Here is a 12,477-nt window from a genome sequence, read left to right on the forward strand (position 1 = left end):
AGTTCCTGGGCGAGTAGCGAGTAGCGAGTAGGGAGTAGGGAGTAGGGAGTAGCGGAAATAGCGGAAATATCGAGTGCTTACTATTCGCTATTCGCTATTCGCTATTCGCTAACTCGCTAGCCGATCTTGTTCGGGATCCTGGCTTCGATCCGGCCGAAGGCGAAGACCAGAATACCGGTGATCGTCATGTAGATCAGCGCCAGCAGCAGCAAGGGTTCGTAGGTGAGGTAGGTGTCCTGCCGCACCTTGGACGAAACGGCGAAGATGTCGATGACGCTGATCGTCGCCACCAGCGGTGTCGACTTCAATTGCAGCACGGTCTCGCCGGTCAGCGTCGGCAGCGCACGGTAGATGGCTTGTGGCAGCCAGATGCGCCGGAATGCCTTCCAGCGGCTCATGCCGAAGGCTCGGGCGGCCTCGAGTTGCCCCTTGGGCACGCCGGCAAAGGCGCCGCGCATCACTTCACCTTCATAGCCGGCAAAAGACAAAGTCAACGCCAGCACGCCATAGGGCCATGCTTGCCGCAGATACGGCCACATCCAGGATCCACGGATCCACGGATATTGCGGGAACAGCGAACCCAGGCCGTAATAGAGCAGCCACAGCTGGATCAGCAGCGGCGTGCCCCGGATCACTGTGCAGAACACCTTGGCGGGCGCGGCGAACCAGAAGGAGCCGGTGGCCTGCGCCAGTCCGAGCGGCACGGCAAGCAGGAAGCCCAGCACACAGGTGACGGCCAGGATCCACAGCGAGCGCCAGATGCCGATCAATCCCATCTCATAATATTGCGGCAGCCAGTCCCAGCGCATGAAAAAGGTCGCCGACAGAACCAGGCCGAGTGCGATCAGGATCAGCACGATGCGGTGCGGCTGCAGCCACAGCGACGTCCGCGCGACTACGTTGATGATGGCCGCCTCGTTAGCCATCAGCGCGCCTCCTTCAGCGAAGGCATTCCGCGCCGCGACCAGGCCTCGACCCGGCCGATGAGGAGGTTGGAGAACAGCGACAGCAGCAGATAGAGTACGCCCGCGGCGAAAAAGAAGGTGAAATAGGCTTTGGTGACACCCGCGGCCTGCCGCGTTGCCAGCGCCAGTTCGTAGAAACCGACGACCGCCAGCAGCGCGGTGTCCTTGGTGGCGATCAGCCAGAGATTGGCGAGGCCCGGTATGGCGAAGGGCAGCATTGCCGGCAAGGTAATGCGCCGCAACAGCAGGCCGGGAGACATTCCATAGGCGCGGGCGGCTTCAATTTGCCCCTGCGGAATGGCCAGGATCGCGCCGCGTATCACCTCGGTCGAATAGGCGCCCTGGACAAAGCCGAGCACGGCGATGCCGGCGGCGAGGCCGCTGACGTCGACGCGCTGATAGCCCATGGCCGTCAGCGCCTGGTTGATCAGGTCGGTCCCGGCATAATAGAGCAGCAGGATCAGCACCAGTTCGGGCACGGCGCGCACGATGGTGGTGTAGACCGCCAGCAGATCGCGCACCACCGGACCGCCATAGAGCTTGCCATAGGCGCCGCCCGTGCCGATCAGAAGACCGAGGCATGTGGCGCCCAGCGCGATCTCGATCGAATGGAGCAGTCCAACCAAAAGAGTCCCGCCCCAGCCCGGTGGGTAGGGCGAGAGAAGTTCGGTGATGCCGGCCGCGGAGGCCGAAAGAAGTGCGTCGATCAGCGTTGCCCCCGAAGTGCTGGCTCTAACCGCCGACGGCTGCGTCGGCGGCAAACATGCCTGGGAAAGATCGGGCAGGAGGGGCATGGCGCTGACGCCATGCCCCTCAGCTCATGCGGGGATCGTCAGTTCGACTGCGCGCCGCCGCCGCCGTAAATATCGAAATCGAAGTACTTCTTCGAGATCTCGTCATATTTCCCGTTGGCGCGGATCGCCTTGATGCCGGCGTTGATCTTGTCCTTCAACTCGGTGTCTTCCTTGCGCACGCCGGCGCCGACGCCCGGTCCGAGCACTTCGTCATCCGGTGCAACCATGCCCTTCAGATCGCAGCAGGCCTTGCCCTGGTCCGATTTGAGAAATTCGCCAAGCGCGATGGAATCGGCCTGCACCGCGTCGAGGCGACCAGCCGCAAGATCGTTGTTGGCTTCGTCCTGGGTCTGGTATTCCTTGATTTCCGCCGCTCCGGTGAAGTGCTTCTTGGCGTAGACGGCGTGCACGGTCGACACCTGAACGCCAATGACCTTACCCTTGAAGTCTTCCGGCGTGGCGCCGAATTTCTGGTCCTTTGGCCCGATGATCGCCGTCGGCGTGTTATAATATTTGTCCGAGAAGTCGATCGTCTTCTTGCGCTCGTTGGTGATCGACATCGAGCTGACGATGAGGTCGATCTTCTTCGTCGTCAGAGCCGGAATGATGCCGTCCCAGGCAACGGGCGTGATGACGCAGTCGAGCTCCTCTTCGGCGCAGACGGCGTCGATGAACTCGATCTCCCAGCCGACCCACTTGCCCGATGCATCCGGCGAGGTGAAGGGTGGATAGGGCTCGGCGGCGACGCCGATCTTGACCGGATCGGCCTTGGCCACGCCCATGGCGGCGACGCCGAGCAGCAGCGCTGCGGCGAATGTCTTCAGAACAGTCTTCATTTCACGACTCCCAGTTTGTTGTTGGTTCCCGGTTTTCTTCCGTCCCGGCTTTCCTAGCCGATGTTGCGGATGAACTGCTTCAGCCTTTCGGATTTCGGTGCACCGAAGATTTGCTCCGGCGGCCCCTCTTCCTCGACTAGCCCGTTGTAGAGGTAGACGACATGCGTCGCGACCTCGCGGGCAAACTTCATCTCGTGGGTGACAAGCACCATGGTACGGCCCTCGCGCGCCAGGTCGCCGATCACCTTCAGCACCTCTCCGACCAGCTCAGGGTCGAGCGCCGAGGTCGGCTCATCGAACAGCATGACGCGCGGATTGATGGCGAGCGCACGGGCGATCGCGGCGCGCTGCTGCTGGCCGCCCGACAGATAGGCCGGATAGACGTCGCGCTTTTCGGCCAGCCCGACGCGGGCGAGCAGCTTTTCTGCCTCTGCGATCACCACATCGCGCTTGACGCCAAGCACATGCACCGGAACCTCGATGACGTTCTCGATCAGCGTCATGTGGCTCCACAGGTTGAAGTTCTGGAACACCATGCCGAGCTTGGAACGGATGCGCTCGATCTGCTTGCGGTCGGCCGGAACCGTGTGGCCGTGGCTGTCGGCCTTGAGCTTGATCTCCTCGCCATTGACGCGGATGATGCCGCTGGTCGGATTTTCCAGGCAGTTGATGCAGCGCAGCAGCGTCGACTTGCCTGAGCCTGAGCCGCCGATGATAGCGATGACCTCGCCGTCGCGTGCCGACAGCGAGACGCCCTTCAGCACATGCAACTCGCCGAACCTCTTGTGCAGGTTCTCGACATGGATGGCTTCGGCGGCGCCGTCCTGCGCCGTGTGTTTCAATGCGGGTGCTGCGCCTTGCGCTATCATCCCGGATGCGGCGCTAGTAGCCGTCATCCCTTCGACGCTCCGCGGAGCGGTAGAGTCGGTCGCTGCTGGTATTTTTTACCCATTACCCGTCACTGACAGAGTTCCCATTCTCAGGATGGACCGTTCCGCTTGCCTCCGTCAACCATGGTTTTTGGACTATTGATCACAGCCTGCTGTAGTGGTTAGTGGCGGCAACGGACGTTTCGGGAGAATTGAGTGGGCAAATCATACGGGTCGCAGTCCATGGCCGGACCCCTGAAACGCGTTCTGATGCGGTCCGCCGCCAGCGCCATGCGCCATGCCAGGGCACAGGAATGGCACTATGGTTCGGGTTTCGATCCGCAAAAGGCCGCAGCCCAGCATGAGCAGCTGTCCAGCATGGTCGCGGCTTCCGGCGCCGAGATCGAATGGCTGACGGATGCCGATGACGGGCTGGCTGATTCGGTCTTCACCCACGATCCGTCGCTGATGACCGATCATGGCGCGATCATTCTTGCCATGGGCAAGGCGCTGCGCCGGGCAGAGCCCGGTCTGCATGAGACAGCCTACCAGCGCATGGGTATCCCCATCCTTGGGCGCCTCGAAAGCCCTGGCCAGGTGGAAGGCGGTGACTGCGTCTGGGTCGACGCGACCACGCTGGCCGTCGGTCGTGGCGTGCGCACCAACCAGGACGGTATCCAGCAACTTGCTAATCTGCTCTCGCCCAAGGGGATTTCGGTCTTCGGCTTCGACCTGCCGCTCTGGCACGGCGAGGAAGCCTGCCTGCACCTGATGTCGGTGATCAGCCCGCTCGCCGACGATCTGGCGCTGGTCTACGCACCCTTGCTGCCGGCCGCCTTCTACCAGTTGCTGCGGGCGCGCGGCATCAAGCTGGTCGAGGGCGATGCCGACGAGTTCTTCGCCTCTAACGGGCTCAGTCTCAACGTGCTCCCAACCGCGCCGCGCCAGGTCATCGCCGTTGCCGGTTTTCCCAGGACAGCGGCAGCCATGCAAGCGGCCGGCTGCGTGGTCTCCACCTTCGAGGCGGATGCGCTCTGCATCGCTTGCGAGGGTGGTCCGACCTGCCTGACGCGGCCGGTGCTGCGCCAATGACCACCACTGGGACCACCACCGGGACCAACATTGGGACGACCGTCGGCGAGGCGCTCATTTCGCTACTCGAAGCCCATGGCGTCGACACGGTCTTCGGCATTCCCGGTGTGCACACGGTCGAGCTCTACCGGGGGCTGGCGCGCTCGAAGATCCGCCATGTCACGCCGCGTCACGAACAGGGCGCCGGCTTCATGGCCGATGGCTATGCGCGCGCCAGCGGCAGGCCGGGTGTCGCCTTCGTCATCACCGGACCGGGGCTCACCAACACCATCACCGCCATGGGACAGGCGCGTGCCGATTCAGTTCCGATGCTGGTCATCTCAGGCGTCAACGCCATGCCGACGCTGGGCAAGGGCCTGGGCCATCTGCACGAATTGCCCGACCAGCGCGGCATGATGGAGAAAGTGGCGCTGTTTTCGCAGCGCGTTACCGAGGCCAGCGAATTGCCCGGTGCCCTGGCGCAGGCCTTCGCCCTGTTTTCGTCGGCCCGGCCCGGCCCGGTGCATATCGAAATCCCGACCGACGTCATGGTCAAGCCGGCGAACAGCATCGCCGCCATGCTGAGCAATGCAGCGCCGCCCGCGCCGGAGGGTGCCGCAATTGCCAGCGCAGCCAAACTCATCACCGCCGCGCGCCGCCCGCTGATCCTGGTTGGCGGCGGCGCCAAACGTGCCGAAGCGCCGTTGCGGCGTCTGGCCGAACGGCTGGGAGCGCCAGTCGTCCAGACCGCCAATGCGCGTGGCCTGCTGCATGGGCATCCGCTTTGCGTACCGGCCAGCCCCAGCCTGAAGGCAGTGCGGACGCTGATGGCCGACGCCGACCTTGTCATTGCCGCCGGCACCGAATTCGGCCCGACCGACTATGATGGCTACAGCGATGGCGGCTTCATCCTGCCCGCCAATTTGATCCGCATCGATATCGGCGCGGACCAGCTTGCCCGCCGCCCGGCGACGGTTTCGATCCAGGCCGATTGCGCCGAGGCGCTCGAAGCGCTGCTTCCGCAAATCAGCCATGTCCCGGCAAGCGTGGGCGGCTCGTCGCGTGCCGCCGCCGCGCGGGAAGCGGCCTTTGCCGAACTCAATCCGACCCTGCAGGGGCAGGTGCGCGCCGTCGAGATGATCCGCGACACTTTGCCGGGCGCGTTCATCGTCGGGGATTCGACGCAGCCGATCTATGCCGCCAACCTCTATTATGACCATGACCGGCCAGGCGGCTGGTTCAATGCCGCCACCGGATTCGGGGCGCTCGGCTATGGCCCGCCGGCGGCGATCGGCGCAGCTCTTGCGGTGCCCGAGGCGCCGGTCGTTTGCCTGACAGGTGACGGCGGCTTCCAGTTCACGCTGCCGGAACTGGGCGCTGCGCTCGATGCCCGAGCGCCCGTCGTCTTCGTCGTCTGGAACAATCGCGGCTATCGCGAGATCGAAACCTCGATGCTCGATGTCGGCGTCGAGCCGGTCGGCGTGTCGCCGGCGCCGCCGGATTTCTGCAAGCTGGCTGAGGCCTATGGCATCGGCGCCGAGCGGCTTACCGATATCGCCGCTCTGGCGGATGCGCTGAAACGCGCCCGGGCAACCGGACTGCCGCGCGTCATCGAAATCACGGTTGACTGAACATCGGCGACGCGTGCTTCCCGTCTCGGCCGGCATGATCCCACGGCTGACCGGTGGGCGCACGCATGCAAAGACGCGACAACTGCCATGTCGAGATTGCAGTTGAGTGATGGCGCGAAAGGCGCGACGCTTTGCGTCGGCGCGGCAGAAGAAACGACCTAACGATAAAAAAATGACAGGAGCGGCCAAGATGACGGAAACCCTTGAAGGCAAGCATATCGTCGTGACCGGCGGAACCGGTGCACTCGGCGGTGCGGTTGTCGGCAAACTGCTGAGTGACGGCGCGATCTGCCATGTGCCCAATGCCCATGCCGCCGCACCAGCGCATTTCCCTTTCACCGCGCATGACCGCGTCAAGCTGGTGCACAATGTCGATCTCTCGGACTCCGCCAAGGTCGAGGCGTTCTACAGTCAGGTTCCAGGCCTGTGGGGCTCGATCCACCTGGCCGGAGGCTTCACCGGGGCGCCGGTGGAGAAGATCGAGTCGGCGTCCTTTGCCGAGATGATGGACACCAATGCACGCACCGCCTTCCTGTGCTGTCGTGCGGCGGTGCGCTCGATGCTGGCGTCGGAGACCGCAGGCCGTATCGTCAATGTCACGGCGCGTGCCGGAATCGACCCGCGGCGCGGCGCCGGTAAGGTTGCCTACGCCGCCAGCAAGGCGGCGGTGGCGGCCATGACGGTGGCGATGGCCGAGGAACTGAAGCACAAGGGCATCCTGGTCAACGCCGTGGCGCCGTCGACGCTCGACACGCCGGCAAACCGCGCCGATATGCCGGATGCCGATGTCACCCGATGGGTCAGCCTAGAAGCCGCCGCCGAAGCCATTGCCTACCTTGCCTCGCCGGCCAATCAGGCGATGAGCGGCACGCTGGTGCCGCTTTATGGCCGGGCGTAACCTTCCGACCTTTCGCGTCGGTCAAAGAAAAACCCCGCCGGAGCAACCCGGCGGGGTTTTTCTTTGAGAGGCCGCACGCGACGCGTGGGCAACAGCCTATGCTTAGCTGCCCTGCTTCTTCAGCGCGGCACCCAGGATGTCGCCCAGCGAAGCGCCGGAGTCGGTCGAGCCGTACTGAGCGACGGCTTCCTTCTCTTCTGCGATTTCCAGCGCCTTGATCGAAACCTGCAGCTTGCGGGTCTTCTTGTCGAAGGCGATGACGCGGGCGTCGACCTTCTGGCCGACGGTGAAGCGCTCGGGGCGCTGCTCGTCGCGATCGCGGCTCAGATCGGAGCGCTTGATGAAGGTTTCGATGCCGCTGTCGACCAGCCGCACTTCCAGACCGCCATCCTTGACGCCGATGACTTCACAGGTGACGACCGCGTTCTTGCGCAGTTCGCCTGAAGTCGCCGCTTCGCCGACCGTATCCTTGGCCAGCTGCTTGATGCCGAGCGAGATGCGCTCCTTGTCGATGTCGACGTCGAGCACCTGCGCCTTGACCATGTCGCCGCGATTGTACTCTTCGATGACCTGCTCGCCCGGACGGGTCCAGTCGAGGTCGGAAAGGTGCACCATGCCGTCCACGTCGCCTTCGAGGCCGATGAACAGGCCGAACTCGGTCTTGTTCTTGACCTCGCCCTCGACCTGGCTGCCGACCGGATGGCTCGAGGCGAAAGCCTGCCACGGATTCTCAAGCGTCTGCTTGAGGCCGAGCGAGATGCGGCGCTTGGCCGGATCGACCTCGAGCACCACAACGTCGACTTCCTGGGTCGTCGACAGGATCTTGCCGGGATGCACGTTCTTCTTCGTCCACGACATTTCCGAAACGTGGATGAGACCCTCGATGCCCGGCTCCAGCTCGACGAACGCGCCGTAGTCGGTGATGTTGGTGACGGTACCCTTGATCTTCTTGCCGATCGGGAACTTGGTGCCGATCTCGGACCACGGATCGCTCTCGAGCTGCTTCATGCCGAGCGAGATACGGTGGGTTTCCTGGTTGATGCGGATGATCTGCACCTTGACCGTCTGACCGATGTTGAGGATTTCGGTCGGATGGTTGACGCGGCGCCATGCCATGTCGGTGACATGCAGCAGGCCGTCGATGCCGCCGAGGTCGACGAACGCACCGTAATCGGTGATGTTCTTGACGACGCCTTCGACAACCTGGCCTTCTTCGAGGTTTTGCACGATTTCCGAACGCTGTTCGGCGCGGCTCTCCTCGAGCACGGTACGGCGCGACACCACGATGTTGCCGCGGCGGCGATCCATCTTGAGGATCTCGAAGGGCTGCGGGTTGTGCATCAGCGGGGAGACGTCGCGGATCGGGCGGATATCGACCTGGCTGCGCGGCAGGAAGGCCACGGCGCCGTCGAGGTCGACGGTGAAGCCGCCCTTGACCTGGTTGAAGATGACGCCTTCGACGCGCTCACCCTTGGTGAACTTCTCTTCGAGACGGACCCAGCTCTCTTCGCGGCGGGCCTTCTCACGGGAAAGCATCGCTTCGCCAAGCGCGTTTTCGATGCGCTCGACATAGACTTCGACGGTGTCACCGACCTTGAGGGTGGTGTCCTTGCCCTTGACGCCGAATTCCTTCAGCGGCACGCGGCCTTCGACCTTGAGGCCGACGTCGATGATGGCCATGTCCTTTTCGATCGCGGTGATCGTGCCCTTGACGACCTGGCCTTCGCCGGAATGGCCTGTGGTAAATGATTCTTCGAGCAGGCTCGCGAAATCGTCGCGAGTGGGATTTGCAGCTGACATCGTTTCTCCTGGAGTGCCCCGCATCTCAAGCGGGACGGGCGCCGTGGGTTAGCGTTACGTTGGCCTGCCGGCGTTCCGGGCTACAAAAGCCCTGGGCCGCTCTTTAAGCGGCAATTCCGGCGCATGAAGAATGCTGGCAGGCTGGTTCATGCCCGATATGGGTATTTCCTTCGCCTCCGACAACGGAAACACGAGGGAACGCCCGGATCAGGCTTTGTCTCTCTTGGCCAGCACGTCGTCGATGATCGCCTTGGCTGCGAGAAACGCGGCTTCTATAGCCATTTCGCTGGTATCAAGCAAGTGCGCGTCGGTCGCCGGCTTCAGTGGCGAGTCGGCGCGGCCCATGTCGCGCTCGTCGCGGCGCACGATATCGGCAAGGATCTCGGTGAAATCAGCGGTGCCGCCGATGCTCTCGATCTCGGCCAGCCGCCGTTGCGCCCGCACCTCGGCACTGGCCGTCACATAGAGCTTTATGTCGGCGTCGGGGCAGACGACGGTGCCGATGTCGCGCCCGTCGAGCACAGCGCCGGGGGGTGTCTGGGCGAAGTCGCGCTGCTTTTCGACCAGGATGCGTCGCACGGTCGGGAACACCGCGACCTTCGAGGCCGCCTCGCCGACCGCATGCGCTGACAGAACCGCCCGGTCGAGCTTCGCCAGGTCGACCTGGCGGGCAGCGGTTTCGGCCGCCGAGACATTGTCGAGCGGCAGCGCGTGCTGGAGCAATGCATAGGCCACGGCGCGATAGGTGAGACCGGTGTCGAGCAGGTTCAGCCGGTAGTGGTCGGCAAGCCGCCGGGCGAGGGTGCCCTTGCCGGCGCCGGCGGGGCCATCGATGGCGATCGTGAAGATGTGTGTCATTGGCAGGCCACCAAAACCGGGATCGAGAAACCCAACGAACCAGACAGACGTAGCGATCCTTCGCGCCCCCCTCTGTCCTGCCGGACATCTCCCCCACGAGGGGGGAGATTGGCGGCTTCAGCGCCGCTCTCGACCTTGCGACGCCGGTAATTAGCGAAAGCAAACGTGACGGCCAATCTCCCCCCTTGTGGGGGAGATGTCCGGTAGGACAGAGGGGGGCGCTGTCCCTCCGACGTTCCAGTCCGGCCGCAATCTCCAAGCCCTGTCATTGCCATCGACTAGCTGATCTCCGCGCCCAGCCCCGTCATCAGCCCCATGAATTCGGGAAAGCTGGTCGCGATCATCGCTTGGTCATCAATAGTCACCGGCTTTTCCGTCGCCAGGCCCATCACCAGAAAACTCATGGCGATGCGGTGGTCGAGATGGGTCTGCACCGTCGTGTCCTGGCCGTTGGGATGGCCGCCCAGCCCCTTGCCGCCCGGTCTGCCGCGCACGGCAAGCGAAGCTTCGCCCTCGGTGCAGTCGACGCCGTTGAGCTTGAGCCCATTGGCGACGGCCGACAGACGGTCGGATTCTTTCACTCGCAACTCTTCCAGCCCCTGCATCAGTGTTTCGCCCTCGGCGAAGCTGGCGGCGACCGCGAGCACGGGGTACTCGTCAATCATCGACGGCGCCCGCTCGGACGGCACGATGACGCCCTTCAGTTCGGAGTAACGCACGCGCAGATCGGCGACATCCTCGCCGCCGGCGTTGCGCGGGTTCAAGATGTCGATCTTGCCGCCCATTTCCTGCAGCGTCAGCAAAAGCCCGGTGCGGGTCGGGTTCATCAGCACGTTTTCGATTGTTATGTCAGATCCCGGCACGATCAGTGCGGCCACCAGCGGGAAACCGGCCGAGGATGGGTCGCCGGGCACCGCGATGGTCTGGCCGGTCAGCTTGCCCTGTCCCTCGATGAAGATGTGGCGCACGCCGCGCTCGTCGGTCTCGACCGAGAGATTGGCGCCGAAGCCTTTCAGCATCTTTTCGGTGTGGTCGCGCGTCATGACAGGTTCGATGACGGTCGTGATGCCCGGCGTGTTGAGACCGGCGAGTAGCACCGCCGACTTGACCTGTGCCGACGCCATCGGCACACGGTAGGTGGTCGGTGCGGCATGCTTAGGCCCATGCAGCGTGATCGGCATGCGGTCGCCCGGTGTCGCCTTCAGCACCTGCACGCCCATCTGGCGCAAGGGTTCGAGCACCCGGCCCATCGGCCGGCCGGACAGCGAGGCGTCGCCGATAAAGGTCGTTTCCATGTCATAGGTGCCGACCAGACCCATGGTGAGCCGCGAGCCGGTGCCGGCATTGCCGAAATCGAGCGGGCCTTCCGGCTGCAGCAGTGCGCCGTTGCCGGTACCGCGGATTACCCACTCCGCGCCGCGTTTTTCTATATGTGCGCCCATCGCCTTCATGGCCGCACCCGTGCGCATCACGTCCTCGCCTTCGAGCAGGCCGGTGATGCGGGTTTCGCCGGAGGCGAGGCCGCCGAACATGAAGGAGCGGTGCGAGATCGACTTGTCGCCCGGCACGCGGGCCGTGCCGGAAAGCGCTGATGATCTGCGGGCGGTGGCCGACTTTGGGGCGGCGGCGTGAGACATTGAATTTCCTTGGACGGAATGCCGGCGGGCCGGCGCTTTTCATTTGTTGCGGCGGTCTCGTATCACGGCGGGCCGAAATGGTCATCCCCCGTGGTCATCCCCTGACGCGAGGCCTTTCAATGCATGGTTTTGTGACGCCGGCTTTTCGCTTTGACAGCGCTGCAAACTGTGGTTAAGGGGACCACTCTTTTATTGACGAGGCTTGCCGTGGCAAAAACCGAACTTGGCACAAAACGTATCGACCCGGAGACGGGCCGAAAATTCTACGACCTTAACAAGGACCCGATCGTCTCGCCCTACACCGGCAAGACCTATCCGCGTTCCTATTTCGAGGAAGGCAAGATTGCCGCCCTCGAGGAGGAAGAGGAAGTGGCCGAGAAGGAAGTGGACGCCGAGGAAGAAGAGGGCGTTGAGGTCGTGTCGCTCGAAGAGGCCGACGAGGACGTCAAGGGCGACGACCTGCCGGATCTCGGCGACGACGAGGACGACGTCGATCTCGGCGACGACGAGGATGACACTTTCCTTGCCGACGAAGAGGAAGAAGACGACGACGTTGCCGACATGATCGGCGTCGGCGACGACGACGACGAGGTCTGATCGACCTCGGAAGCGGGCGTTTGCGGGCTTTCGTGGCCTGTGAAGAAAAAGCGGCTCTCGAAGGCTTGATATTGACGAAAGGCGGGGTTAGAAGCCGCCTGCACTAACGGCGCGGTCTCCAACCCGCGCCGGATCTCTTCGCCGGAAACGGCGCCGGTTGACTGCCGGAAGTGGGGCCATAGCTCAGTTGGGAGAGCGCTTGAATGGCATTCAAGAGGTCGTCGGTTCGATCCCGATTGGCTCCACCAAACAGTCTCTCTGCAATTTGCAGCCGATAGGACATACCGCTCTGCGGCCATTCGTGCTCGACAGTCAATTCCGGTGACGCCACTGACCAGGGCAATCGCTTCGGGTTAACGGGAGGTGCGTATGGGATGCGAATGTGATTCATGAGGGGCTTCGTGATTTGCGGAGCCCTCGATGTCGCGCCACGCTTGCCACTCGCATTCAATTCTAGATCATTTTTCGGCGCTGTCTGATCCCCGCCAGCATTGGCGTGTCGCCTACCCGCTGCCGGAAAT

Annotated in this window: 11 protein-coding genes and 1 tRNA gene; 5 read left to right on the top strand and 7 right to left on the bottom strand. The window is 63.5% G+C overall.

The window, feature by feature from the left end; genetic code table 11:
* Nucleotides 1-116: 116 nt before the first annotated feature.
* The 4 genes from NKI38_RS05880 to NKI38_RS05895 form a co-directional block, all read right to left on the bottom strand.
* On the bottom strand, nt 117-926 hold the full coding sequence (locus NKI38_RS05880) for an ABC transporter permease (RefSeq protein WP_352655550.1): 810 nt from the start codon (nt 924-926) through the stop codon (nt 117-119).
* Entirely contained in the window at nt 926-1,591 is a 666-nt protein-coding gene (locus NKI38_RS05885) for an ABC transporter permease (protein WP_352655577.1), read from the bottom strand. Before NKI38_RS05885 ends, NKI38_RS05880 begins: the two co-directional genes overlap by 1 nt.
* Nucleotides 1,592-1,797: 206 nt before the next feature.
* Nucleotides 1,798-2,595, bottom strand: a complete 798-nt coding sequence (locus NKI38_RS05890; protein ID WP_352655552.1) for a transporter substrate-binding domain-containing protein — start codon at nt 2,593-2,595, stop codon at nt 1,798-1,800.
* 53 nt (nt 2,596-2,648) lie between these two features.
* Nucleotides 2,649-3,464: an ABC transporter ATP-binding protein gene (locus NKI38_RS05895; RefSeq protein ID WP_352655579.1), complete on the bottom strand. Its 816-nt coding sequence runs from the start codon at nt 3,462-3,464 to the stop codon at nt 2,649-2,651.
* 243 nt (nt 3,465-3,707) lie between these two features.
* Between NKI38_RS05895 and NKI38_RS05900 the strand changes: the two genes are divergently transcribed.
* From NKI38_RS05900 to NKI38_RS05910, 3 genes are all read left to right on the top strand, one after another.
* A complete protein-coding gene (locus NKI38_RS05900) occupies nt 3,708-4,556 on the top strand; it encodes a dimethylarginine dimethylaminohydrolase family protein (RefSeq protein ID WP_352655581.1) in 849 nt (282 codons plus the stop codon).
* Nucleotides 4,553-6,166 (top strand): 5-guanidino-2-oxopentanoate decarboxylase, encoded by a 1,614-nt coding sequence (locus NKI38_RS05905; RefSeq protein WP_352655554.1) that lies wholly within the window; start codon nt 4,553-4,555, stop codon nt 6,164-6,166. The genes NKI38_RS05900 and NKI38_RS05905 overlap by 4 nt, the downstream gene beginning before the upstream one ends.
* 190 nt (nt 6,167-6,356) lie before the next feature.
* Entirely contained in the window at nt 6,357-7,064 is a 708-nt protein-coding gene (locus tag NKI38_RS05910; protein WP_352655556.1) for an SDR family NAD(P)-dependent oxidoreductase, read from the top strand.
* Between the two features lie 102 nt (nt 7,065-7,166).
* On the opposite strand, the gene rpsA is transcribed toward NKI38_RS05910, so the two are convergent.
* From rpsA to aroA, 3 genes are all read right to left on the bottom strand, one after another.
* Nucleotides 7,167-8,864 (bottom strand): 30S ribosomal protein S1, encoded by a 1,698-nt coding sequence (gene rpsA / locus NKI38_RS05915; protein ID WP_013528183.1) that lies wholly within the window; start codon nt 8,862-8,864, stop codon nt 7,167-7,169.
* Nucleotides 8,865-9,071: 207 nt separating this feature from the next.
* Nucleotides 9,072-9,722 (bottom strand): (d)CMP kinase, encoded by a 651-nt coding sequence (cmk, locus tag NKI38_RS05920; RefSeq protein WP_352655558.1) that lies wholly within the window; start codon nt 9,720-9,722, stop codon nt 9,072-9,074.
* 278 nt (nt 9,723-10,000) lie between these two features.
* Nucleotides 10,001-11,359 carry a 3-phosphoshikimate 1-carboxyvinyltransferase gene (gene aroA / locus NKI38_RS05925; RefSeq protein ID WP_352655560.1) on the bottom strand — a complete coding sequence of 453 codons (1,359 nt, stop codon included), beginning with the start codon at nt 11,357-11,359 and terminating at the stop codon, nt 10,001-10,003.
* A 207-nt stretch (nt 11,360-11,566) separates the two neighbouring features.
* On the opposite strand from aroA, the gene NKI38_RS05930 reads away from it, so the two are divergent.
* Nucleotides 11,567-11,956: a TIGR02300 family protein gene (locus NKI38_RS05930; RefSeq protein WP_013528180.1), complete on the top strand. Its 390-nt coding sequence runs from the start codon at nt 11,567-11,569 to the stop codon at nt 11,954-11,956.
* A gap of 172 nt (nt 11,957-12,128) precedes the next feature.
* Nucleotides 12,129-12,204: transfer RNA gene (locus NKI38_RS05935), tRNA-Ala, on the top strand.
* The last annotated feature ends 273 nt before the right edge of the window (nt 12,205-12,477 follow it).

This window comes from Mesorhizobium sp. M0621, assembly GCF_040320745.1.
Taxonomy (GTDB): domain Bacteria; phylum Pseudomonadota; class Alphaproteobacteria; order Rhizobiales; family Rhizobiaceae; genus Mesorhizobium.